This window comes from Pseudomonas sp. (genome assembly GCF_050739775.1).
Lineage (GTDB): Bacteria > Pseudomonadota > Gammaproteobacteria > Pseudomonadales > Pseudomonadaceae > Aquipseudomonas.
On record NZ_JBOICA010000009.1, the window covers coordinates 67856 to 92729 of the forward strand.

Sequence of the window (24874 nt, forward strand, 5' to 3'; positions counted from 1 at the left end):
TTATCCGTACCGGTCCATTGATGGACCCCACCAGTTACCCGCTCTGGGCCCAGCAGTTGATCAAGGACTGCCATGAGAGCAAGCGCCGGGTAGCCGAACACGAACTCTATCAGCGCATGCGCGACGGTCGGCTCAGCGCTCGCACTATGCGCCAGTATCTGATTGGCGGCTGGCCGGTGGTTGAGCAGTTTTCCCTGTACATGGCCAAGAACCTGACCAAGACTCGCTACGCCCGCCATCCCGGCGAGGACATGGCGCGTCGCTGGCTGATGCGCAACATTCGTGTCGAGCTCAATCATGGCGACTACTGGCTGTACTGGAGCCAGGCCCATGGCGTTAGCCTGGAGGACCTGCAGGCCCAGGACGTACCGACCGAGCTCAACGCCCTGAGCGACTGGTGCTGGCATACCTGCGCAGCCGATTCACTGGTGGTTGCCATCGCCGCGACCAATTACGCGATCGAAGGGGCGACCGGCGAATGGTCGGCATTGGTCTGTTCGACGGGCGTGTATGCCCAGGGCTTCCCGGAAGAGGGGCGCAAGCGCGCCATGAAGTGGCTGAAGATGCATGCCCAGTACGACGATGCCCACCCGTGGGAGGCATTGGAAATTGTCTGTACCCTGGCCGGTAATCATCCGTCCCAGGCGTTGCAGACCGAGTTGCGTCGGGCGATCTGCAAGAGCTACGATTACATGTTCCTGTTCCTTGAGCGCTGCATGCAGCTGGAACAGCGCCAGCCCGCCCGTGCTCAGGCGGAGCTGGTCGAGGGTTGAACCTTACTGGGCGTTGAACGCCTGGCCGTTGACGCCAGTGCTGTCAGGGCCCATCAAGTACAGGTAAACCGGCATGATCTGCTCGGGCAGCGGATTGTTCTCCGGGTTCTCGCCCGGATAGGCCTGGGCGCGCATGCTGGTGCGGGTGGCGCCTGGATTGACGCTGTTGGAGCGCACCGGCGCCACACCTTCCAGTTCGTCGGCGAGGGTTTGCATCAGCCCCTCGGTGGCGAACTTCGATACCCCATAGGCACCCCAGTAGGCCCGGCCTTTGCGCCCGACGCTGCTGGAGGTGAAGATCACTGAAGCATCCTGGGACAGCTTGAGCAGTGGCAGCAAGGTGCTGGTGAGCATGAACATGGCATTGACGTTGACCTGCATCACACGCATGAAGTTGTCGCCGGACAGCTGTTCCAGCGGCGTGCGTGGGCCGATGATCGAGGCGTTGTGCAGCAGGCCGTCGATATGGCCGAACTCGGTTTCGATCATTGCCGCCAGTTCGTCGTACTGATGCGGCAGGGCGGTTTCCAGGTTGAACGGGATGACCACAGGCTTAGGATGGCCGGCCGCTTCGATCTCGTCATAGACCTGGCCCAGGTTAGCTTCAGTCTTGCCCAGCAGCAGTACGGTCGCGCCGTGGGCGGCGTAGGCCTTGGCGGCCGCTGCACCGATTCCGCGACCGGCGCCGGTGACCATGATGGTCCGGCCTTTGAGCAGGTCGGGGCGGGCGGAGTAATCGAACATGGGGTTACCTCTAGATAGGTGATGGCTTCATCGTTGGCAAGCCAGCTCCCTGTAGGAGCCGGCGTTGCCGGCGATGCAAGGCAAAGCCTTGCTAGCTAAGTGTTCAGCAACCGCAAAGCGCGCTATCAAGCACCTTGCGCAGCTCCAGCGGATGATCGACCACCACATCCGCGCCCCAGTTGTTGGGGTTGTCATCCGGATGAATATAGCCGTAGCGCACTGCCGCGGTGCGGGTGCCGGCATCGCGGCCGGACTCGATATCGCGCAGATCGTCGCCGACGAACAGTACGCTGGCCGGGTCCAGATCCAAGGTCTTGCAGGCGAGGATCAGCGGCTCGGGGTCCGGTTTGCTGTTCGTTACGTGGTCCGGGCAGATCAGCAGGGCCGAGCGTTCGGCCAGGCCCAGCTGGTGCATGATCGGTTCGGCGAAGCGCAGCGGTTTGTTGGTCACCACGCCCCACAACAGGTTGCTTTTCTCGATGTCGGCCAACAGTTCGGCCATGCCGTCGTAAAGCTTGCTGTGTACCGCGCAGCCGTGCTGGTAGCGTTCCAGGAACTCCAGGCGCAGGGCCTCGAATGCCGCCGCTTCAGGATCGAGATTGAAAGTGACCGAGACCATGGCCTTGGCCCCGCCGGAGACCACGTCACGAATGCGCTGGTCGTCGATGGCAGGCAGGCCGCGCTCGGCGAGCATCGCCTGGCAGATGGCGATGAAGTCCGGCGCCGTGTCGAGCAGGGTGCCGTCCATGTCGAAAAGTACTGCTCTCAGGCGCATGCTCATTCCTCGCGCAGGGTCTGGATCATGTAATTGACGTCGACGTCGTTGGCCAGTTTGTAATGCTTGGTCAGCGGGTTATAGGTCAGGCCGATGATGTCCTTGACGTTCAGGCCGGCTTCACGGCTCCAGGCGCCAAGTTCGGAAGGGCGGATGAACTTCTTGAAGTCATGGGTGCCGCGCGGCAGCAGCTTCATGATGTACTCGGCGCCGATGATCGCGAACAGGTAGGCCTTGGGATTGCGGTTGATGGTCGAGAAAAACACCTGGCCGCCCGGCTTGACCATGCGGTAGCAAGCGCGGATTACCGAAGAGGGGTCAGGAACGTGCTCAAGCATTTCCAGGCAGGTGACCACGTCGAATTGCTCGGGCATTTCTTCGGCCAGGGCTTCGGCGGTGATCTGCCGGTATTCGACCTCTACGCCGGATTCGAGCTGGTGCAGTTGGGCTACGGCCAGCGGCGCTTCGCCCATGTCGATGCCCATGACGGTGGCGCCGCGTTGGGCCATGGCTTCGCTGAGAATGCCACCGCCGCAACCGACGTCGAGGACCTTTTTACCGGCCAGGTTGACCCGCTCGTTGATCCAGTTGACGCGCAGCGGGTTGATGTCGTGCAGCGGCTTGAACTCGCTCTCGCGGTCCCACCAGCGGTGGGCCAGGGCTTCGAACTTGGCGATTTCGGCGTGGTCGACGTTGCTCATGGAACGGTCCTCTGAAACTTTGATTAAAGGTGTCACGGGCCGGCAGCCGTAGCTGCCTGCCAGTTATTCGGTGCGCTCGCCAATCCGCTGGCCCCAGGCGCAGGCAGTGGCATGCAGTGCCTGTTCGTCCATGCGGGTCAGGCGGCGCTCGTCGAGCAGTTGCTTGCCGGCGACCCAGACATGCTTCACGCAGTCTCGGCCGCTGGCGTAGATCAGTTGCGAAACCGGGTCGTAGATCGGTTGCTGGGCAAGACCTGACAGGTCGAAGGCCACCAGGTCGGCGGCCTTGCCTGCTTCCAGCGAGCCGGTCAGCGTTTCCAGGCCCAGCGCCCGGGCCCCGTTGAGGGTGGCCATGCGCAGTGCCCGGTGAACATCGAGGGCGGCCGCCGAGCCGGCCACGGCCTTGGCCAGCAGGGCCGCAGTACGGGTTTCGCCGAGCAGGTCGAGGTCGTTGTTGCTGGCCGCGCCATCGGTACCCAGCGCGACATTGACACCCGCCTGCCACAAGCGCTCGACCGGGCAGAAGCCACTGGCCAGCTTGAGGTTGGATTCCGGGCAGTGCACCACGCTGGTGTTGCTTTCTACCAGCAGGGCCAGGTCTTCGTCGCTGACCTGGGTCATGTGCACCGCTTGCAGGCGCGGTCCGAGCAAGCCCAGGCGGGCAAGGCGGGCCAGTGGGCGCTCGCCGCGGGTTGCCAGCGATTGTTCCACCTCGAAGGCGGTTTCATGGATGTGCATGTGAATCGGCGCGTCGAGCTCTTCGGCGATGACCCGGATCTTCTCCAGGTTTTCGTCACTCACCGTGTAAGGCGCATGTGGGCCCATTGCCACGGTGATACGCGGGTGGTGACGCAGGTCGCCAAACAGTTCGACGCCCAGGTGCAGGCCTTCTTCGATGCTGCGTGCGCCCGGGATCGGGAAATCCAGCAGCGGCACGGCGATCTGCGCACGGATGCCGCTGTTGTGTACCCGTTCACTGGCGATCTTGGGGAAGAAGTACATGTCCGAGAAGCAGGTAATGCCGCCTTTGATCTGCTCGGCAATGGCCAGGTCGGTACCGTCGCGGACGAAATCTTCATCGACCCAGCGACCTTCGGCCGGCCAGATGTGTTCTTCGAGCCAGGTCATCAGCGGCAGGTCATCGGCCAGGCCGCGGAACAGGGACATTGCGGCATGGCCGTGGGCGTTGATCAGCCCAGGGCTGAGCAGGCAGCCTGGCAGCTCGCGGGTTTCGCTGGCGACGAAGCGCTCAGCCTCGGCCCTGGGGCCGATGAAAACGATCTGCCCATCGCGAATACCCAGGCCATGCTCCTTCAATACCACCCCGGCAGGTTCGACAGGCACCAGCCAGGTAGGCAGGAGCAACAGGTCGAGCGGCGTAGCGGGTTTGGGCATGGCAGGATTTCCCTGAGACACTTGGGCTGAGGGCGAAGTATACCCGAGCGTCTGCGCCTGGGGCTCGCTATAATCGTGCGCTTTTGATGTCCGAATGATGGGGTGAGGCATGCGCGATCGACTACTGGCAACAGAGAAGGTGAAAGCCATCGATTGGCGTGATGGCGTCCTGTACCTGCTCGATCAGCGTGTTCTGCCGTTTGAGCAGACCTGGCAGGCTTGCACCGACGCGGCCGAGGTGGCCCAGGCCATTCGTTCGATGGTGGTGCGCGGCGCGCCGGCGATTGGTATCAGCGCTGCTTACGGGCTGGCCATGGCCGTGCGCCAGCGCCTGGCTGAGGGCGACGATTGGGAGATGGCCCTGGAAGAGGATTTCGAGCTCCTGGTCAACTCACGCCCCACTGGTGCCAACCTGTTCTGGGCGCTCAATCGCATGCGTGAACGTTTGTTGCGGATCAAGCAAGGCGAGGATGTGGCAGCGATCATGGCCGCCGAAGCCGTCGCCATCCATGACAGTGATCGCGAGGCCAACCTGACCATGGCGCAGTTGGGGGTCGAGCTGATTCGCAAGCACCAGGGCAACCAGCAGGCTTTGCTGACCCACTGCAATACTGGCGCTCTGGCAACCGGCGGTTTCGGCACCGCGCTGGGGGTGATCCGTGCGGCCTACCTGGAGGGCATGGTCGAGCGGGTCTATGTCGATGAAACCCGGCCCTGGCTGCAGGGCTCGCGCCTGACTGCCTGGGAGTTGGCCAACGAAGGCATTGCGCTGACCGTCACTGCCGACTCCGCCGCTGCCCACCTGATGAAAACCAAGGGTATTACCTGGGTCATCGTCGGTGCGGAGCGCATCACCGCCAATGGTGACATGGCCAGCAAGATCGGCACCTACCAACTGGCTGTCAATGCCATGCACCACGGTGTGCGCTTCATGGTCGTGGCGTCGAGCTCGAGCATCGATATGAATCTGGAAAGTGGCGAAGACATCCTGCTCGAAGAGCGCAGCGCCAGCGAGTTGCTGGAGGTCGGCGGCAAGCAGGTGGGTGCTGATGTCGAGGCCTTCAATCCGGCATTTGATGTGACCCCTGCAGATCTGATTGACGTGATCGTGACCGAGAAGGGGGTCGTCGAACGTCCGGATACCCTAAAGATGGCACAACTGATGTGCCGCAAGCGTTTGCACTGAGTCTTTGTTCCCGCTTGCGGTCTGCTGGGGCGGCTAGCGGGCGTTACTGACGAGCAGTAGGGTAGTAGTGGCGCAGCCTACTCCCACCGTCTGGGCGATTGTGGTAACATCCAACGGTTTCCAAGGCAGCCCCGCGGGGTTGTCTTTACTGCGCAGATCCATGGCTTAACTCGTTGATTTGTCGTAAGTCGCTGCAAGGAGTCACTTTGCAGCGGCGAGCTTCGTTCGTCCCATATGGATGTGACGAGGTTTCACCAGAAAAAGGAATCAGGCTTCTCATGGGCGAACTGGCCAAAGAAATCCTCCCGGTCAATATCGAAGACGAACTGAGACAGTCCTACCTCGACTACGCGATGAGCGTCATTGTCGGGCGTGCACTGCCCGATGCGCGTGATGGCTTGAAGCCCGTGCATCGCCGCGTTCTGTATGCGATGAGCGAACTGGGTAACGACTGGAACAAACCGTACAAGAAATCCGCCCGTGTGGTCGGTGACGTGATCGGTAAGTACCACCCGCACGGTGATACCGCGGTCTACGACACCATCGTCCGTATGGCCCAGCCGTTCTCGCTGCGTTACCTGCTGGTCGACGGCCAGGGCAACTTCGGTTCGGTGGACGGCGACAACGCCGCAGCCATGCGATACACCGAAGTGCGCATGACCAAACTGGCCCATGAGCTGCTGGCGGACCTGCACAAGGAAACCGTCGACTGGGTGCCCAACTACGACGGCACCGAGCTGATCCCGGCGGTCATGCCGACCAAGATCCCCAACCTGCTGGTCAACGGTTCCAGCGGTATCGCCGTGGGCATGGCGACCAATATTCCGCCGCACAACCTCGGTGAGGTCATCGATGGTTGCCTGGCGCTGATCGACAACGCCGACATCACCGTCGATGAACTGATGCAGTTCATTCCCGGCCCGGATTTCCCGACCGCTGCAATCATCAACGGCCGTCAGGGCATCATCGAGGCCTACCGCACCGGCCGTGGCCGCATCTACATGCGTGCACGTTCGATGGTCGAAGACATCGACAAGGTCGGTGGCCGTCAGCAGATCGTCGTCACCGAGCTGCCTTACCAGTTGAACAAGGCGCGTCTGATCGAGAAGATCGCCGAGCTGGTCAAGGAAAAGAAACTCGAAGGTATCACCGAGCTGCGCGACGAGTCCGACAAGGACGGTATGCGTATCGTCATCGAACTGCGCCGTGGCGAGGTGCCCGAGGTCATCCTCAATAACCTCTACGCCCAGACCCAGCTGCAGAGCGTGTTCGGCATCAACGTGGTAGCGCTGATCGATGGCCGTCCGCGGGTACTGAACCTCAAGGACCTGCTCGAGGCGTTCGTTCGTCACCGCCGCGAAGTGGTTACTCGCCGTACCGTATTCGAACTGCGCAAGGCCCGCGAGCGTGGCCATATCCTTGAGGGTCAGGCCGTTGCCCTGTCCAACATCGATCCGGTCATCGCCCTGATCAAGGCGTCGCCGACCCCGTCCGAGGCCAAGGAAGCGCTGATCAGCACGCCTTGGGAATCCACTGCCGTGCAGGTAATGGTCGAGCGTGCTGGCGCAGAGTCCTGCCGTCCGGAAAACCTCGACGAGCAATACGGCCTGCGCGATGGCAAGTACTTCCTGTCGCCGGAACAGGCCCAGGCCATTCTCGACCTGCGTCTGCACCGCCTGACCGGCCTAGAGCACGAGAAGCTGCTGGCCGAGTACCAGGAGATCCTCAAGCAGATCGGCGAGCTGATTCGCATCCTCAACAGCGCCGAGCGCCTGATGGAAGTGATTCGCGAAGAGCTGGAGCTGATCCGCGCTGAATACGGCGATGTGCGCCGCACCGAAATTCTCGATGCACGCCTGGACCTGACCCTGGGTGACATGATTCCGGAAGAAGACCGGGTTGTGACTATCTCCCACGGCGGTTACGCCAAGACCCAGCCGCTGGCGGCCTATCAGGCCCAGCGTCGCGGTGGCAAAGGCAAGTCGGCCACCGGCGTCAAGGACGAGGACTACATCTCGCACCTGCTGGTCGCCAACAGCCACACCACGCTGCTGCTGTTCTCCAGCAAGGGCAAGGTGTACTGGCTCAAGACCTACGAAATTCCCGAAGCCTCCCGTGCTGCGCGTGGTCGACCATTGGTCAACCTGCTGCCGCTGGACGAAGGCGAGTACATCTCGACCATGTTGCCGGTCGAGGAGTACACCGAAGGTCACTTCATCTTCATGGCCACCGCCAACGGTACTGTGAAGAAGACCCCGCTGGAGTCCTTCAGCCGTCAACGCAGCGTCGGTCTGATCGCTCTGGAACTGGACGAAGGTGATGTGCTGATTTCCGCGGCCATCACCGATGGCGAGCGTGAGGTCATGCTGTTCTCCGACGCCGGCAAGGTTACCCGCTTCAAAGAGTCCGACGTTCGTGCCATGGGCCGTACCGCTCGCGGTGTGCGCGGCATGCGCCTGGCCGAAGGGCAGAAGCTGATCTCGATGATCATTCCGGAGGAGGGCAGCCAGATCCTCACCGCCTCCGAGCGTGGTTATGGCAAGCGTACCGAAATCGGCGAGTTCCCCGAGTACAAGCGTGGCGGTCAAGGCGTTATCGCCATGGTCAGCAACGAGCGTAACGGTCGTCTGGTCGGTGCCGTGCAGGTGCAGGATGGCGAGGAAATCATGCTGATTTCCGACCAGGGCACCCTGGTCCGTACCCGCGTCGGCGAGGTCTCCAGCCTGGGTCGTAACACCCAGGGCGTGACCCTCATCAAGCTGGCCAGCGACGAGACCCTGGTGGGGGTGGAGCGTGTCCAGGAGCCATCCGAAGAGGAAGGCGACGAGGACTTTGAGGACGATGCTGACGCCGTTGAAGCCGATGACGCACCTGGGGCCCAGGCCGCTGGCGACGAAGAGGCGCCGCAGGAATAATCAACACAGTAGCGTAACCCTGGTGGGGTGGCCGTCGTGGCGCATTCTTTGCGCCACCCGGCCGGCTCCACGGACATCATGAGCAGAGCGAGAGTGGATGTGAGCAAACGAGCCTTTAACTTCTGCGCAGGCCCTGCTGCGCTTCCCGACGCGGTACTGCAGCGCGCCCAGGCTGAAATGCTGGACTGGCGTGGCAAAGGCCTGTCCGTGATGGAGATGAGTCACCGTAGCGACGACTACGTGGCCATTGCCGAGAAGGCCGAGCAGGATCTGCGCGACCTGATGTCCGTTCCCGCCAACTACAAGATTCTCTTCCTGCAGGGCGGTGCGAGCCAGCAATTCGCCGAGATCCCGCTGAACCTGCTGCCTGAAGATGGCACCGCCGACTATATCGAAACCGGTATCTGGTCGAAGAAAGCCATCGAAGAAGCCCGTCGCTACGGCAATATCAATGTTGCCGCCAGCGCCAAGCCTTACGACTACCTTGCCATTCCCGGCCAGAACGAGTGGAAGCTGAGCAGCAACGCTGCCTACGTGCACTACGCTTCGAACGAGACCATCGGTGGTCTGGAGTTCGATTGGGTGCCGCAGACCGGTGATGTGCCGCTGGTGGTCGATATGTCCTCGGACATCCTCTCCCGTCCGGTTGATGTCTCCAATTTCGGCCTGATCTACGCCGGTGCGCAGAAAAACATCGGCCCGAGCGGCCTGGTGGTGGTGATCGTCCGCGAAGACCTGCTCGGCCGCGCCCGCAGCAGTTGCCCGACCATGCTCGACTACAAGGTCGCGGCCGACAATGGCTCGATGTACAACACCCCGGCGACCTATTCCTGGTACCTGTCCGGGCTGGTCTTCGAGTGGCTGAAAGAGCAGGGCGGCGTCGAAGCCATGGAGCAACGCAACCGGGCCAAGAAAGATCGTCTGTACGGCTTTATCGACAGCAGCGACTTCTACAGCAACCCGATCAGCGTCAACGCCCGTTCGTGGATGAACGTGCCGTTCCGCCTGGCCGACGAGCGCCTGGACCAGGCGTTCCTCGCCGGTGCCGATGCGCGTGGCCTGCTCAATCTCAAGGGCCACCGTTCGGTGGGTGGCATGCGTGCTTCGATCTACAACGCTCTGGGTCTGGACGCTGTGGAGGCATTGGTGACCTACATGGCTGAATTCGAGAAGGAGCACGGCTGATGTCGGAGCAGGAACTCAAGGCGCTGCGGGTGCGCATTGACAGCCTCGACGAGAAGATTCTCGAGCTGATCAGTGATCGTGCCCGCTGTGCGCAGGAAGTGGCGCGGGTCAAGACCGCGACCCTGGCTGAAGGTGAGGTGCCGGTGTTCTACCGGCCCGAGCGCGAGGCTCAGGTGCTCAAGCGTGTAATGCAGCGCAACCAGGGGCCGTTGGGCAACGAAGAAATGGCGCGCTTGTTCCGCGAAATCATGTCCTCGTGCCTGGCTCTTGAGCAGCCGCTCAAGATTGCTTACCTGGGCCCTGAGGGTACGTTCACCCAGGCGGCGGCGATGAAGCACTTCGGCCACGCGGTGATCAGCAAGCCGATGGCGGCCATCGACGAAGTGTTTCGCGAAGTGGCGGCCGGTGCCGTCAATTTCGGCGTGGTGCCGGTGGAGAATTCCACCGAAGGTGCGGTCAACCACACCCTCGACAGCTTCCTCGAGCACGACATGGTCATCTGTGGCGAAGTCGAGTTGCGTATTCACCACCACCTGCTGGTGGGTGAAAACACCAAGACCGACAGCATCAGCCGTATTTACTCGCACGCCCAGTCCCTGGCCCAGTGTCGTAAATGGCTGGATGCCCACTATCCGAACGTTGAGCGCGTCGCGGTGTCGAGCAACGCTGAGGCGGCCAAGCGGGTCAAGGGGGAGTGGAACTCGGCGGCCATCGCCGGTGATATGGCGGCGGGCCTCTACGGCCTGACCCGTCTGGCTGAGAAGATCGAAGACCGCCCGGACAACTCCACGCGCTTCCTGATGATCGGTAACCAGGAAGTGCCGCCGACTGGCGACGACAAGACCTCGATCATCGTCTCCATGAGCAACAAGCCGGGGGCCTTGCACGAGTTGCTGGTGCCGTTCCATGAAAATGGTATCGACCTGACCCGTATCGAGACCCGTCCGTCGCGCAGTGGCAAATGGACCTACGTGTTCTTCATCGACTTCATCGGCCATCATCGCGATCCGCTGATCAAGGCCGTGCTGGAGAAAATCAGCCAGGAAGCCGTGGCTCTCAAGGTATTGGGTTCCTATCCCAAAGCGGTACTCTGAGGTAATGAATGGCGTGCATGCAGATTTGAATAGGGTCCTGCTCCGTGGTTGAAGTCGTGGCAAACAAGGTCGAGCCGCTGATCGGCCGGCTGGTGGTGGTCGGTCTGGGGCTCATTGGCGGCTCTTTCGCCAAAGGTCTGCGTGAAAGCGGCTTGTGCCGTGAGGTGGTCGGTGTCGACCTGGATCCGCAGTCGCGCAAGCTGGCGGTGGAACTGGGTGTGGTTGACCGCTGTGAAGAAGACCTGGCCGCTGCCTGCATTGGCGCTGATGTCATTCAGTTGGCCGTGCCGATCCTGGCCATGGAAAAGCTCCTGGCCCGCCTGGCGCAACTTGACTTGGGGCGTGCGGTGCTGACCGACGTCGGCAGTGCCAAGGGCAATGTGGTGCGCGCTGCGCGTGAAGCGTTTGCCAAACAGTTGGCATACTTCGTGCCCGGGCACCCGATTGCCGGTTCCGAGCAGAGTGGCGTGGAGGCCTCCAATGCCGCTCTGTTCCGTCGCCACAAGGTGATCCTTACTCCGCTGGCCGAAACCGATCAGGGCGCGCTGGCGCTGGTTGATCGGCTTTGGCGTGCGCTGGAAGCCGATGTCGAACACATGCAGGTCGAACGCCATGACCAAGTCCTGGCGGCAACCAGTCATCTGCCGCACCTGCTGGCCTTTGGTCTGGTCGATTCTCTGGCCAAACGCAATGAAAACCTGGATATCTTCCGTTACGCTGCCGGCGGTTTCCGCGATTTCACAAGAATCGCCGGAAGCGACCCGGTCATGTGGCACGACATTTTTCTCGCCAACCGCGAAGCTGTTCTGCGCACACTGGATACATTTCGCAGCGACCTCGACGCCTTGCGCGACGCGGTCGATGCAGGGGATGGGCATCAATTGCTGGGCGTCTTCACGCGCGCCCGGGTTGCCCGCGAGCATTTCAGTAAAATCCTGGCCCGCCGGGCCTATGTGGACGCTATGAACTCCAACGACCTGATTTTCCTGGCAAATCCTGGTGGCCAACTGTCTGGCCGAATTCGCGTACCAGGCGACAAATCGATTTCCCATCGCTCGATCATGCTCGGCTCCCTGGCCGAAGGCACCACTGAAGTCGAAGGCTTCCTTGAGGGTGAAGACGCGCTGGCGACCCTGCAGGCCTTCCGCGACATGGGTGTGGTCATCGAGGGGCCGCATCATGGCCGGGTGACCATTCACGGTGTTGGCCTCAATGGCCTGCAGCCGCCACCGGGCCCGATCTACCTGGGCAACTCCGGTACCTCCATGCGCCTGCTCTCCGGCCTTTTGGCTGCGCAGCCATTCGACACCGTGCTGACCGGCGATGCCTCGCTGTCCAAGCGGCCGATGAACCGTGTGGCCAACCCGCTACGGGAAATGGGCGCGGTAATCGAGACTGCTGCTGACGGTCGTCCGCCGATGACCATTCGTGGTGGTCACACACTCAAGGCGCTGACCTACACCCTGCCAATGGCCAGTGCCCAGGTGAAATCCTGCCTGCTGCTGGCGGGCCTGTATGCCGAAGGCAAGACTACGGTCACCGAGCCTGCGCCTACCCGTGACCATACCGAGCGCATGCTCCGTGGTTTCGGCTACAGCGTTAATGTAGACGGCCCTACGGCGTCCCTGGAGTCTGGTGGCAAGCTGGCCGCGACCCATATCGAAGTGCCAGCCGATATCTCCTCGGCGGCCTTCTTTCTGGTGGCTGCGTCGATTGCCGAAGGTTCGGAACTGGTGCTCGAGCACGTGGGTATCAACCCGACCCGTACCGGTGTCATCGATATCCTCAAGCTGATGGGCGGCGACATCACCCTGGAAAACCAGCGTGAAGTAGGCGGTGAGCCAGTAGCGGACCTGCGTGTGCGCGGGGCTAAACTCAAGGGTATCGAGATTCCTGAGCACCTGGTGCCGCTGGCTATCGACGAGTTCCCGGTACTGTTCGTCGCCGCGGCCTGCGCCGAAGGGCGTACCGTGCTGCGTGGTGCCGAAGAGCTGCGGGTCAAGGAGTCCGACCGCATCCAGGTTATGGCCGATGGCCTGCTGAGCTTGGGTGTGAAGTGCGAGCCGACTGCGGATGGCATCATCATCGATGGTGGTCCGATCGGCGGCGGTGAAGTGCACGGGCATGGCGACCATCGTATTGCCATGGCGTTCAGCGTCGCCTCACTGCGCGCCTCGGCACCGATCCGTATCCATGATTGCGCCAACGTCGCTACTTCTTTCCCGAACTTCCTGGCCCTGTGCGCCGAAGTCGGGATTCGTGTTGCAGAAGAGGGCAAGTCGTGAGCGTGAATGCGCCGGTTATCACCATCGACGGCCCAAGCGGTTCGGGTAAAGGTACCGTTGCCGGCCTTTTGGCGCGTGAGTTGGGCTGGAAGCTGTTGGACTCAGGTGCGTTGTATCGTTTGCTGGCTTTTGCTGCCAGCAATCATGGCGTCGACCTGACCAACGAAGAGCTGCTGATCAAGCTGGCTGCACACCTGGATGTGCAGTTCATCGCCGCCGAGCCTGGCAAGCTGCAGCAGATCATCCTCGAGGGCGAGGATGTCAGTAACGTCATCCGTACCGAAACTGTTGGTGCCGGGGCTTCCATGGTGGCTTCGCTGCCAGCGGTGCGCGACGCCTTGCTGCAGCGTCAACGGGCGTTTCAGGAAGCGCCGGGGTTGATTGCCGACGGTCGCGACATGGGCACGGTGGTGTTCCCCGATGCGCCCTTGAAGGTTTTTCTGACCGCCAGCGCCGAGGAACGTGCTCGTCGGCGCTACTTGCAGTTGAAGGGCAAAGGCGAAGATGTTAGTCTGTCAAGTCTGCTAGATGAGATTCGTGCGCGCGATGAGCGCGACACCCAGCGCGCAGTGGCCCCGCTCAAACCGGCGGCCGATGCGATTCAACTGGATTCCACGGAGTTGTCCATCGAGCAGGTGTTGGAACGCATCAAGAGCGAGCTCGCCCTGCGCGATATCGCCTGATGATCAGGGAGGCAGGCAGGGGCACCAGTCAACGTCCTGTCGGCTTTCCTTTATATGAACGAAACCCACATTGTCTGGAGTGTGGCTGATGGGCGTATGTCTCGCCCTAATTTACAGGAATTAAAATGAGCGAAAGCTTTGCAGAACTCTTTGAAGAAAGCCTGAAAACCCTCAATCTTCAGCCGGGTGCGATCATCACCGGTATCGTTGTCGACATCGACGGCGACTGGGTTACCGTACACGCTGGCCTGAAGTCCGAGGGTGTCATCCCGCTCGAGCAGTTCTACAACGAAGCTGGCGAGCTGACCATCAAGGTCGGTGACGAAGTTCACGTTGCGCTGGACGCGGTCGAAGACGGCTTTGGCGAAACCAAACTGTCCCGTGAAAAAGCCAAGCGCGCCGAGTGCTGGATTGTTCTGGAAGCAGCTTTCGCCGCCGAAGAAGTGGTCAAGGGCGTTATCAACGGTAAGGTTAAAGGCGGCTTCACTGTCGACGTTAACGGTATCCGTGCGTTCCTGCCGGGCTCCCTGGTTGATGTCCGCCCAGTGCGCGACACCACCCACCTGGAAGGCAAAGAGCTGGAATTCAAGGTCATCAAGCTGGACCAGAAGCGCAACAACGTTGTCGTTTCCCGTCGCAGTGTCCTGGAGGCCGAAAACAGCGCCGAGCGCGAAGCTCTGCTGGAATCGCTGCAGGAAGGCCAGCAGGTCAAAGGTATCGTCAAGAACCTCACCGACTACGGCGCATTCGTTGACCTGGGCGGCGTTGATGGCTTGCTGCACATCACCGATATGGCCTGGAAGCGTATCAAACACCCATCGGAAATCGTCAACGTTGGTGACGAGATCGATGTCAAGGTACTGAAGTACGATCGCGAGCGTAACCGTGTATCCCTGGGCCTGAAGCAACTGGGTGAAGACCCATGGGTTGCTATCAAGGCGCGTTACCCAGAAAGCACCCGCGTAATGGCGCGTGTTACCAACCTGACCGACTACGGCTGCTTCGCAGAGCTGGAAGAAGGCGTGGAAGGCCTGGTACACGTTTCCGAAATGGACTGGACCAACAAGAACATCCACCCTTCGAAAGTCGTACAAGTCGGCGACGAAGTGGAAGTCATGGTTCTGGACATCGACGAAGAGCGTCGTCGTATCTCCCTGGGCATCAAACAGTGCAAGTCCAACCCATGGGAAGACTTCTCTGGCCAGTTCAACAAGGGCGACAAGATCTCCGGCACCATCAAGTCGATCACCGATTTCGGTATCTTCATTGGTCTGGACGGTGGCATCGACGGCCTGGTTCACCTGTCGGACATCTCCTGGAACGAAGTCGGCGAAGAAGCCGTGCGTCGCTTCAAGAAGGGCGACGAGCTGGACACCGTCATCCTGTCTGTTGATCCAGAGCGTGAGCGCATCTCGCTGGGCATCAAACAGCTGGAAAGCGATCCGTTCTCCGAGTACGTTCAAGCGAACGACAAGGGCGCAATCGTTAAGGGTGTTGTAAAAGAAGTTGACGCCAAAGGCGCCATCATCACCCTGGCCGACGACATCGAAGCCACTCTGAAAGCTTCCGAAATCAGCCGTGACCGCGTTGAAGACGCGCGTAACGTCCTGAAGGAAGGCGAAGAGATCGAAGCCAAGATCATCAGCGTTGACCGTAAGAGCCGTGTCATCAGCCTCTCCATCAAGTCGAAAGACGATGCTGAAGAGAAAGAAGCCATCCAGAGCCTGAAAGAAACTGCTCCGGAAGCTGCTGATACCACCATGGCCGCGCTGCTGCGTCAGGCAATGGCCAAGCAGAACTAAGTTCTGCTTGGATCTAAAAAGGGCGACTTCGGTCGCCCTTTTTTGTGTCTGCGATTTGCCTGTGCTGCGGGCTCTGTTTACCGCTGTAACCCTTGCGCTGCTTGGCTTTGGCAAAGTGCCCTGTTTTTACCCTGGAGGGGGTAAAACAAGAATCCTCGATTAAGTCAATAACCACCCTGTTCAAAACCCTCAGGTCATGCTAAAAACAATGAAGCAATGATCTAGCTGCTTGATAAAGAAGGGAAAAATATGACGAAGTCGGAGCTGATCGAACGTATTGTCACCCATCAAGGGCTGCTCTCATCCAAGGATGTCGAGCTGGCCATCAAGACCATGCTTGAACAGATGTCCCAGTGCTTGGCGACCGGAGATCGCATCGAGATCCGTGGCTTTGGCAGCTTTTCCTTGCACTACCGTGCGCCACGGGTAGGGCGCAATCCGAAAACCGGGCAGTCCGTCAGTCTCGATGGCAAGTTTGTGCCGCATTTCAAGCCGGGCAAAGAGCTGCGAGATCGGGTCAACGAAGAGGAAGAGCGTGCCTAATAGGGCTGACAAAGGAGCGGGGCATGCGAAATGTTAAGCGGTTGTTGCTGACGCTGCTGTTGTTGGGCCTTGCAGGGCTGACACTGTTTTTTGTGCTGGAGAACCAGCAGGCGGTCTCTCTGGTGTTGTTTGGTTGGTCGTCCCCGGCGTTGCCGTTATCTGTCGTGGTGCTGATTGCCGTGATCGCGGGGTTGTTGGTTGGTCCGCTGTTGGGCATATGCATGGGCTTGCGCGCGAAGTCTCGGGTGCGTCGAATGGCTGATTGATCGGCGTATCGATTCGAATAGGTTAGTGCTCGGAATATCGTGATTGCAGCAAGTCCATCGTGGGCGTCCTGTCTGGTGCCACTGATTTCAGTCGTGGACGATGCATTTTTTAGTTTTTTTGCCTGCTTCTTGGGGGTATGTTCGCCTGTCGCGAAAGTTCTCTTTCATCTTAAGTGTTTGGGGCTCTTGCTGCCGGGGGGGATGCTTCAGGTGTCGGCTGTTTGCTCGTGAGCGTGCTGACGGGCATGGCAGTGGTGCTGCTGCAGCTCGCGGGTCATGGCATTAACACAATTGCTTATCAATAATTAATTGAACTTTTTTCTCGATTTTTGTTCTTACAGCGCTCAGCTTTCCTGAGGCGAAGCACAATGATTTTTAATCGCGTCGATCCTCACCTGTGCGGGGTTGAGATGCCTTGATGGGCTTTCATAAACCAATGAAAATGCTTCGGGGTCGTGCTATTTTCTGAGGGCGATTCAGGGCCTCTTTCCGGTGCCCGGTTCAGCGGCTTTATCCTGTTTGTATCGCGTTCAAAATTACTGCAAGGAACAATATAATAAATGTCCAATGACCGTGAGCGTTTGATCAAGGACGGTGAAATTGATTTGGTGCTATTGTTCCAGGGACTTCTGCGTCAAAAGTTACTGATTGCGGTCACCGTCGTGGTTGTGTCGTTGGGTGCAATAACCTACGCATTGATGGCCAAACCTGTGTACGAGGCCAGGGTATTCCTGCAGCCGCCGTCCCAGAATGATGTTGCTCGCCTCAATTATGGTCGGGGAGAGCATAGCGGGTTGCCCGAACTGACCGTCAAGGACATCTACGATGTCTATGTGCGTCATCTTCAGTCAGAGTCGTTGCGCCGAGAGTTTTTTCGCAAGGTGTTCCTCCCTTCGCTGGTGCAAGAGAAGCGTGGCGGTTCACAGGATCGGCTGTACGGCAGGTTCAACTCCATTTTGCAGGTAGACCTGAAGGACAAAGGTGGTGCGACAAGTTACGTGGTAGCTGTCAAATTGCCTGACCCGGAGAAAGCTGCGATGTGGGCTGCGCTGTATGCCGAAATGGCAGGCGAGGCAGCCAAGAAAGAAATTTTGACTAACGTGAAAAGTGATGCTGCGGTCAGGGCTGGCAGTTTGCAGCAACAGATTGTTAGCGCTCAGAACACTGCGCTTCGTCAGCGCGAAGACCATATTGCGCGATTGAAGGAGGCATTGCTTGTTGCCAGATCGATCGACCTTGCAAAGCCACCGGTGATCCTGGGTGATGCGTTGTCCGAGGTCTCTGGAAGCATGGATGGCTCATTGACGTACATGCGTGGTAGCAAGGCATTGACGGCCGAGATAGAAAACTTGCAGAAACGTTCGTCTGATGATCCGTTCATCAGCAACCTGCGGGAAAAGCAAGCTGCCTTGGCGTTCTACAGCGGGCTGGAGGTCGATCCGAAAATGGTATCTGTGTATCGCCAGGATGGCGGGGCGGAACTGCCTGATCAGCCGGTCAGCCTAAGTGGCTTGTTTGTTGTGCTGCTGGGGGTGATTGCCGGCCTGGTGCTGGGCGTTGCGGTGGCGCTGATTCGGCTGTTGCTGGCCAGTCCTCACAAGAGCGTCTGAGCGGGGTTTGCGGCTGGTGTGGGGGGGGGCGCCTCGTCATGTTGGTTTGCCGGCGCAAAAGATCATTCGGATCTTACCTGTGCCGGCAGGTCGAGCCATTTCGGGGTCAGCGGGTGACTTGCTTGTTCTCAAGGGGGATGAGAATGATCCGTACTGGATTGTTGATGCCATTCAGTTCTGAAATGATGCTGCCATTTTTAACGGCAACTATTCTGTGATTGTCGGTGTCGGCTATCACAAAGGTTTTTTTCAAGTAAGCGCCACCGTTTGGTGAGTAGAGTGTGTTGTGCCCCATGAATTCGCGTGCGCATCGGCTCACGCCGTTGGGGCTATTGTATTTCACTACCTGATCTTCGATGTCTTTTATCTTCTTGCGCGTTTGCATGTATGCCCAGAGTGGGCAGGAAAACTGGACAGTGTTTGAATCAACAGCTATGACGCGATTGGCATGTTCTTCGACAACCATGACGCGCCCGTTTGCAATGAACAGGTCGTTTGGGTAGTAGAAATTTTTCTGGTACAGCAGTTCAAGGTTGTTCAGGCGGAATACCAGGACGCGGTGGCCGAAAGTGTCGGAAACATATAGAAGCCCGTTGTGAATCAGTGCGTCGCGTGCCCACTGGGTCTTTATCGGGAGCGGTTTGCCGTTGATTTTGACTGTGCTGCGACCTGATTGATCGAGGCCTTGCATTGCGACGCCGTTTTGTGTCTTGTTGAACAGGAAGTAGGCGTTGGTTGGGGCTTTCTCCAGGAGGCGGCCATCGGCTGGGTCGATGGTGAGCTTTTGCTTTCCTGCATAAACGGTCAGTACTCCGTCGACCAGGTTGATGGCCCTTACCGTGTCCGGGTAGGTAACGAGCATCCAGGCCTTTTGGCCTGACGCGCTGTACCTGGCAATATTGGTACCAATGTCGCTTGCAACAATCATGTCGGCGGGGAAGTCGCTGCCCGAAAATGTCAGTGGCTGCTGGTTGGCGCCATACACCAGTTGGTGAGTTGCGCCGCCAGGCTCGTAGTAGGATTGCGATTCGTGTCGAGATAATGCGGGCGCTACATAGAGTGCGCTTTTCTCTGCTGCACGTGTATCTGGTAGCAGTGCCAATTGGAGGGAGATTGTCAACAGCAAGAGCTTGTGCATGGCGGTTGGGTTGTCTGATTTGTTGTAGAAAAGTGCCGCCGGAGTCTCGATGCAAGCAAATTGCCAGCTTCCTCTCTGGGTTGTAGGCTGTTGGTCTAGAGGGGCGCATTGTTGCTGATTTTCAGCGCTGGATCCACAGGGCGCAGGGGCTGTTGCTCTGGTGTAGGAAAGTTTTGGTCTAAGTTGGAGTGCTTGTATGGATTGTAGTGGGGTGGTCGGTAGGGTTATGGAGTGCTAGGTTACAAGTCGAACCGCAGAGATTTTAACCGAAAACCTTGAAAGAGAGGGCGCCAAGAGCGAGCCAAGGGTGGTAAGCCGAGACGGCTTGTGCACGTTGCAATGGATGCAGTGGCGGGGGTTGTGTATAGTGCCGCAAGGCCAGCGAAGGCTTGATTGAGCCGTGGTCTGCAAATGCTTGGCGGGTCTCGGCGGCGATCATGCTGCTCGAAATCGCGTAAGCCAATGTCAACGATGGCCTGCGCTAGTGAAACCCGCAGCTTGTACTGGCTTTTGGGGCTGGGAAATCTGTGGTGGTGTCGCTGGCGATACTGGTTGGGCTGGGGTTGCTTGCAGATCGTTGCGTATGGCAGTTTTAGCGAATTTGACGTGGTAATTGCCAAGGATTGAGTTGTCCGGCAGTTACAGGGTTCAATAGTTTATTCATATGTTTTATTGCCTAGGATCTTGAAGCTCCGGGTGGGACACGTTAAGGGTTGAACGATGACTACAGTTTTGGTGACCGGCGCTGATGGATTTATTGGTTCGCATTTGACCGAATTGTTGGTGCGTGAGGGCTACAAGGTCAAGGCACTTTCCCAGTACAACTCCTTCAACTACTGGGGGTGGCTCGAGGATGTCGACTGCCTTTCGCAGATTGAAGTGCTCAATGGCGATGTTCGCGATCCGCACTATTGCAAGCACATCACCAAAGGTGTCGATATTGTCTTTCACCTCGCTGCACTGATTGCCATTCCCTACTCCTATGTTGCTCCGGACAGCTATGTCGATACCAATGTCAAGGGTACTCTGAATATCTGTCAGGCTGCGCTCGAGAACGGCGTGAAGCGAATTATCCATACCTCTACCAGTGAAGTGTATGGCACCGCGCAATACGTCCCGATCGACGAAAAGCACCCGCTACAAGCGCAATCGCCCTACAGTGCGTCGAAAATCGGCGCCGATGCCATGGCGATGAGCTTCTTCAATGCCTTCGACCTGCCGCTGACCATTGCCCGTCCTTTCAATACCTATGGGCCGCGCCAGTCTGCTCGGGCAGTGATTCCAACAATCATTAGCCAAATTGCTTCGGGTCAGAAGCAAATCAAACTGGGTGACGTAACACCGACCCGGGACTTCAACTATGTTGCCGACACTTGCCGTGGCTTCCTGGAGTTGGCGCGTTGCGATCAGGCCATTGGCGAGACGGTGAACATTGGTTCGAATTTCGAGATTTCGGTCGGCGACACCCTCAACCTGATCCGTGAATTGATGAAGAGCGATGTCGAGTTCCTCACCGATGAACAACGCATGCGCCCGGAAAAGTCGGAAGTATTCCGTCTGTGGTGCGATAACTCGAAAATTCACGGCCTGACCGGGTTCAAGCCTGAGTATTCGATTCGTCAAGGTCTGGAAAAAACGGTCGAATGGTTCTCGCAGCCTCAGAACCTCGCCAAATACAAAGCCAATATTTACAACGTTTGAGGTCCGGTATGTTTGACTCGCTTGTCAGGTTTGTACGCGATCAGTACGGCACCAATGAGTTTATCCCACTGCATGCCCCGGTATTTTCCGGCAATGAACAGAAGTACGTAGCCGCTACCATTGAGTCTACGTTCGTCTCCAGCGTGGGCGCTTTTGTCGATCGCTTCGAACATGACATGCAGGCTTACACGGGGAGTCCGCGTGCTGTGGCGACCGTGAACGGCACAGCGGCATTGCATATCGCATTGATGTTGGCCGGGGTCAAGCCCGGAGATCTGGTGATCACCCAGTCCCTGACGTTCGTCGCAACCTGTAACGCGATTGCCTACTGTGGTGCTGAACCGGTATTTGTGGATGTCGATCGTGACACCCTGGGACTCTCGCCCGTAGCGCTTGAGGCCTGGCTGGAATCAGTAGCCTATATCGATGCCGATGGACACTGCCGCTTGAAACAGGATCAGCGTGTACTGCGGGCATGCTTGCCAATGCATACGTTCGGTCATCCTGTGGCGCTCGATGCCCTGCTCGATGTGTGCAAGCGTTGGGGCCTGACGTTGGTAGAGGATGCTGCAGAATCGCTGGGTAGCACCTACAACGGGCAGCACACCGGAACCTTTGGCCTGATCGGCACACTCAGCTTCAATGGCAACAAGGTGATTACCACCGGCGGTGGCGGCATGTTGCTCACCAGCGAGGCCTTGGGTGTCCGCGCCAAGCACCTGACCACGACTGCCAAGCAGGCGCACCCTTACGAGTATGTCCACGACGAGATCGGCTACAACTATCGTTTGCCGAATATCAACGCGGCGTTGGGTTGCGCACAGCTGGAACAACTGGACACCTTTCTCGCGGCCAAGCGCAAACTGGCCATGAGTTACGCCGATGCATTGGCCGGTGGCGACTTGCAGTTTGTCTTCGAGCCCCAAGGGTGCCGCTCCAACTACTGGCTCAATGCGGTTACTTGTCAGGACCTGGCGCAGCGCGATGCGCTACTCAAGGCAACCAACGAGCAGGGGGTGATGACCCGCCCGATCTGGGCGTTGATGAATCGCCTGCCGGCTTATCAGCATTGCCTCAAGGGTGACCTGAGTAATGCCGAATGGCTGGAAGCCCGTGTTGTGAACTTGCCAAGTAGTGTTCCGCCTTTGGGGCGCACATGAAACGTAGCGTTGCTGTATTTACCGGGACCCGGGCAGAATATGGTCTCCTGTACTGGTTGATGAAGGAGATCCAGTCCAGTGAGTTGCTGGACCTTCAGGTCATTGTCAGCTGCATGCACTTGTCTCCCGAGTTTGGCGCCACTTGGCGCCAGATCGAAGAGGATGGTTTTGCGATCGATGCCAAGGTCGAAATGTTGCTTTCATCGGACACCGATGTCGGTACGGTCAAGTCCATGGGGCTGGGGCTGCTGGGCTATGCCGATGCTCTGGATCGCCTGCGGCCGGACATGCTGGTGGTGTTGGGTGACAGGTTCGAGGCGCTGAGTATTGCTCAGGCAGCCTTGATCATGCGCATACCTATTGTCCACCTGCATGGAGGAGAAATTACCGAGGGGGCATACGACGATGCCATTCGTCACGCCATCAGCAAGATGGCGTACCTGCATTTCGTGGCCGCGCAACCCTACCGCAAGCGCGTGATCCAGATGGGGGAGGCGCCTGAGCGAGTGCTCAATGTGGGGGCGGTCGGCCTCGATCACCTCAAGCGCACGCCGCCAATTCCGCTGGCCCGGTTGGGTGAAGAGCTGAAGTTTGATTTTACTTCGCCATTTCTGTTGGTGACCTACCATCCGGTCACCGCCCAGGATGAAGACCCAGTGGAGAGCTTCAGTGCATTGTTGCAGGCGCTGGATGAGTTTCCTGATCAGGGCGTAGTGCTCACCTACCCTAACGCCGACAGCGGTGGCCGGGCGATCATTCCCTTGCTGGAAGACTATGCCGCGCGTAATCCTGGGCGCGTGCTGGCCATTCCGTCACTCGGCTTTCGGCGCTATCTCAGTGTTGTCGGGCATGCCAGTGCAGTGGTCGGCAACTCATCGAGTGGTCTTATTGAGGTCCCGTCCTTCGGTGTGCCTACCGTCAATATCGGCTCGCGGCAGGCTGGCCGCTTGTGTGCGGACTCGGTTATACATTGCCTGGCGGACAAGACGTCCATCGTGAGTGCGCTTGAGCAGGCTTTGAGCGATACCTTCACCGCCCGCTGCAAGGGGGTGACCAATCCTTATGGGCAGGGCGATGCAGCGAAGCAGATAGTGCAATTCCTTGAAACCTGTGATGTGTTGAGTCACAAGTCATTTCATGATTTGGGTTGACGTATGAGACAAGCCAATAAAGATTCTGTCTATGTAATAGCCGAAGCGGGTGTGAACCATAACGGTGAACGCGACCTGGCCTTCAGGCTGATCGATCTGGCAGCCAGCGCCGGCGCGGACGCGGTAAAGTTTCAGACCTTTGATGCGCAAAAGCTGGCATCGGTCAATGCCCCCAAGGCGCTCTACCAGCAGAGGACCACGGACGCTGCAGAAAGCCAGCTGGCCATGTTGCAGAAGCTTGAGCTGCCCAGGGCGTGGCATGCTGAGTTGCAGGCCCACGCCAAGTCGCGCGGGATTGAATTCATCAGTACCGCCTTTGATAGCGACAGCCTGGAATTCCTGGTCTCGCTGGATATCCCATTCTTCAAAGTACCTTCCGGGGAGCTGACCAACGGCCCGCTGCTCTGGCAGTTTGCCCGAACCGGCAAGCCGCTTGTGCTCTCCACGGGTATGGCGACCCTGAGCGAAGTTGAGCAGGGCTTGGCAATTGTTGCCCACGCTCTGGTCAATGAGCAGGAGCCTGCCAACATGGAGCAGGTCTGGCGGTGCTGGAGTGATGCAGGTGTCAGGCAGCGCTTGCAGGGGCATGTCAGCCTTTTGCACTGCACCTCCCAGTACCCGACACCTCTCGATCAGGTCAATTTGCGCGCAATGGACACCCTGCAACAGGCGTTTGGGCTTGAAGTGGGCTACTCGGACCATACCGAAGGCTTGCTGGTGCCCCTGGCGGCTGTTGCTCGTGGTGCGCGGATTATCGAAAAGCACTTCACCCTTGATCGCTCCATGCCGGGGCCTGATCACAAGGCGTCGCTGGAGCCCGACGAACTGACGCAGATGGTTTCACAGATTCGGGGGCTGGAGCAGATCATGGGGGGTGCTTGCAAATCGCCGCAGCCTAGTGAGTGGGATACCCGCAAAGCCGCGCGACAACAGGTCGTTGCCGTGCGGGATGTCGCCCAGGGGGGCCGATTCTCCCGTGACGATCTGGGTACCGCCCGCTGTGGCGGCGGATTACCCGCAACGTCTCTCTGGGAGCGGGTCGGTTCGGTCGCTTCCAGGGCATATCAGGCTGGTGAGATCATTGAATGATGTCACCTGAGCATCCGTTGAGCGCAGCGCCTTGCGTCATCCTCGGGGCAGGGGGGCATGCCAAGGTGTTACTGTCGTTGCTCCAGGCGCTGGGTGTCCAGGTAAAGGGTGTGTGTGATCCTGGCTTGGCCGCAAGCTCTGTACCGATGTGGCGGGGGATCCCGGTTCTGGGGGGTGACGAGGCTCTTGAGCAGTTCGGCCCCTCTCGCATTGCCCTTGTCAATGGCATGGGGCAGGTGGCTGGTTCCAGTCGCAGGCGCGATATTTTTGTTGCCCTGGAGGCCAAGGGCTTCTATTTTCCGGCGCTGGTACACCCGGCCGCCTGGGTCGATACCAGTGTCATGCTGGAGGCTGGCGTGCAGGTGATGGCCGGAGCGGTTATCCAGCCTGATGCGACGATCGGTGCCAACACGATAATAAATACCGGAGCCAGGGTAGATCACGACTGTATAATTGGCAGTCATGTGCATGTCGCACCTGCAGCGGTGCTGTGTGGTGGTGTGAAGGTTTCACCTGGCGCCTTCATCGGGGCAGGCTCGACGACGATACAGGGCCTGTCGATTGGTGAAGGCGCTACAGTCGGTGCAGGTACTACCCTGATCAGGGACGTGCCTGCAGGGCGTTTGGTGGTGGGTTCGCCAGTGCGAACCCTTGAATCAAAAAATTAAGTTTAGCCGA

Annotated in this window: 21 protein-coding genes; 16 read left to right on the forward strand and 5 right to left on the reverse strand. The window is 58.9% G+C overall.

Annotation, left to right across the window (positions count from 1 at the left end; translation table 11 throughout):
* Positions 1–20: 20 nt before the first annotated feature.
* Complete coding sequence (locus tag ACRESH_RS07005; protein ID WP_431741336.1) at positions 21–773, forward strand: TenA family transcriptional regulator; 753 nt, start codon at positions 21–23, stop codon at positions 771–773.
* A 3-nt stretch (positions 774–776) separates the two neighbouring features.
* Here ACRESH_RS07005 and ACRESH_RS07010 read toward each other — a convergent pair whose 3' ends face one another.
* From ACRESH_RS07010 to ACRESH_RS07025, 4 genes are all read right to left on the reverse strand, one after another.
* On the reverse strand, positions 777–1517 hold the full coding sequence (locus ACRESH_RS07010) for a YciK family oxidoreductase (RefSeq protein ID WP_431741283.1): 741 nt from the start codon (positions 1515–1517) through the stop codon (positions 777–779).
* Positions 1518–1620: 103 nt separating this feature from the next.
* Positions 1621–2292: an N-acetylmuramic acid 6-phosphate phosphatase MupP gene (gene mupP / locus ACRESH_RS07015; protein ID WP_431741284.1), complete on the reverse strand. Its 672-nt coding sequence runs from the start codon at positions 2290–2292 to the stop codon at positions 1621–1623.
* Positions 2293–2294: 2 nt separating this feature from the next.
* Positions 2295–2993 carry a bifunctional 2-polyprenyl-6-hydroxyphenol methylase/3-demethylubiquinol 3-O-methyltransferase UbiG gene (gene ubiG / locus ACRESH_RS07020; protein WP_431741285.1) on the reverse strand — a complete coding sequence of 233 codons (699 nt, stop codon included), beginning with the start codon at positions 2991–2993 and terminating at the stop codon, positions 2295–2297.
* Between the two features lie 63 nt (positions 2994–3056).
* A complete protein-coding gene (locus ACRESH_RS07025) occupies positions 3057–4388 on the reverse strand; it encodes a TRZ/ATZ family hydrolase (RefSeq protein WP_431741286.1) in 1332 nt (443 codons plus the stop codon).
* A 109-nt stretch (positions 4389–4497) separates the two neighbouring features.
* Between ACRESH_RS07025 and mtnA the strand changes: the two genes are divergently transcribed.
* The 10 genes from mtnA (at position 4498) to ACRESH_RS07075 (ending at position 17957) form a co-directional block, all read left to right on the forward strand.
* Positions 4498–5574: an S-methyl-5-thioribose-1-phosphate isomerase gene (gene mtnA, locus ACRESH_RS07030; protein WP_431741287.1), complete on the forward strand. Its 1077-nt coding sequence runs from the start codon at positions 4498–4500 to the stop codon at positions 5572–5574.
* 278 nt (positions 5575–5852) lie between these two features.
* Complete coding sequence (gene gyrA, locus ACRESH_RS07035) at positions 5853–8489, forward strand: DNA gyrase subunit A (protein WP_431741288.1); 2637 nt, start codon at positions 5853–5855, stop codon at positions 8487–8489.
* A 99-nt stretch (positions 8490–8588) separates the two neighbouring features.
* Positions 8589–9674, forward strand: a complete 1086-nt coding sequence (gene serC, locus ACRESH_RS07040) for a 3-phosphoserine/phosphohydroxythreonine transaminase (RefSeq protein WP_431741289.1) — start codon at positions 8589–8591, stop codon at positions 9672–9674.
* Positions 9674–10768 carry a prephenate dehydratase gene (gene pheA, locus ACRESH_RS07045; protein WP_431741290.1) on the forward strand — a complete coding sequence of 365 codons (1095 nt, stop codon included), beginning with the start codon at positions 9674–9676 and terminating at the stop codon, positions 10766–10768. The genes serC and pheA overlap by 1 nt, the downstream gene beginning before the upstream one ends.
* A gap of 77 nt (positions 10769–10845) precedes the next feature.
* Positions 10846–13053, forward strand: a complete 2208-nt coding sequence (locus tag ACRESH_RS07050; protein ID WP_431741337.1) for a bifunctional prephenate dehydrogenase/3-phosphoshikimate 1-carboxyvinyltransferase — start codon at positions 10846–10848, stop codon at positions 13051–13053.
* Positions 13050–13736, forward strand: coding sequence for a (d)CMP kinase (gene cmk / locus ACRESH_RS07055; protein WP_431741291.1), 687 nt, complete (start codon positions 13050–13052; stop codon positions 13734–13736). Before ACRESH_RS07050 ends, cmk begins: the two co-directional genes overlap by 4 nt.
* 125 nt (positions 13737–13861) lie before the next feature.
* Positions 13862–15538 carry a 30S ribosomal protein S1 gene (rpsA, locus tag ACRESH_RS07060; protein ID WP_400171495.1) on the forward strand — a complete coding sequence of 559 codons (1677 nt, stop codon included), beginning with the start codon at positions 13862–13864 and terminating at the stop codon, positions 15536–15538.
* 249 nt (positions 15539–15787) lie between these two features.
* Positions 15788–16081, forward strand: a complete 294-nt coding sequence (gene ihfB, locus ACRESH_RS07065; RefSeq protein WP_431741292.1) for an integration host factor subunit beta — start codon at positions 15788–15790, stop codon at positions 16079–16081.
* A 23-nt stretch (positions 16082–16104) separates the two neighbouring features.
* Positions 16105–16347 (forward strand): LapA family protein, encoded by a 243-nt coding sequence (locus ACRESH_RS07070; protein ID WP_431741293.1) that lies wholly within the window; start codon positions 16105–16107, stop codon positions 16345–16347.
* 560 nt (positions 16348–16907) lie between these two features.
* Positions 16908–17957 carry an LPS O-antigen chain length determinant protein WzzB gene (locus ACRESH_RS07075; protein ID WP_431741294.1) on the forward strand — a complete coding sequence of 350 codons (1050 nt, stop codon included), beginning with the start codon at positions 16908–16910 and terminating at the stop codon, positions 17955–17957.
* A 106-nt stretch (positions 17958–18063) separates the two neighbouring features.
* Here ACRESH_RS07075 and ACRESH_RS07080 read toward each other — a convergent pair whose 3' ends face one another.
* A complete protein-coding gene (locus ACRESH_RS07080; protein WP_431741295.1) occupies positions 18064–19095 on the reverse strand; it encodes a hypothetical protein in 1032 nt (343 codons plus the stop codon).
* Between the two features lie 735 nt (positions 19096–19830).
* Here ACRESH_RS07080 and ACRESH_RS07085 point away from each other — a divergent pair.
* The 5 genes from ACRESH_RS07085 to ACRESH_RS07105 are packed head-to-tail and all read left to right on the forward strand — an operon-like array spanning position 19831 to position 24864.
* Positions 19831–20796, forward strand: coding sequence for an NAD-dependent 4,6-dehydratase LegB (locus ACRESH_RS07085; RefSeq protein ID WP_431741296.1), 966 nt, complete (start codon positions 19831–19833; stop codon positions 20794–20796).
* An 8-nt stretch (positions 20797–20804) separates the two neighbouring features.
* Positions 20805–21956, forward strand: coding sequence for a LegC family aminotransferase (locus tag ACRESH_RS07090; RefSeq protein WP_431741297.1), 1152 nt, complete (start codon positions 20805–20807; stop codon positions 21954–21956).
* Positions 21953–23107, forward strand: a complete 1155-nt coding sequence (gene neuC, locus ACRESH_RS07095) for a UDP-N-acetylglucosamine 2-epimerase (protein WP_431741298.1) — start codon at positions 21953–21955, stop codon at positions 23105–23107. Before ACRESH_RS07090 ends, neuC begins: the two co-directional genes overlap by 4 nt.
* 3 nt (positions 23108–23110) lie before the next feature.
* The gene (neuB, locus tag ACRESH_RS07100; protein ID WP_431741299.1) at positions 23111–24196 is read left to right on the forward strand and encodes an N-acetylneuraminate synthase; all 1086 of its coding nucleotides are present in this window, start codon (positions 23111–23113) and stop codon (positions 24194–24196) included.
* Positions 24196–24864 (forward strand): acetyltransferase, encoded by a 669-nt coding sequence (locus ACRESH_RS07105; RefSeq protein ID WP_431741338.1) that lies wholly within the window; start codon positions 24196–24198, stop codon positions 24862–24864. Before neuB ends, ACRESH_RS07105 begins: the two co-directional genes overlap by 1 nt.
* Positions 24865–24874: the final 10 nt, after the last annotated feature.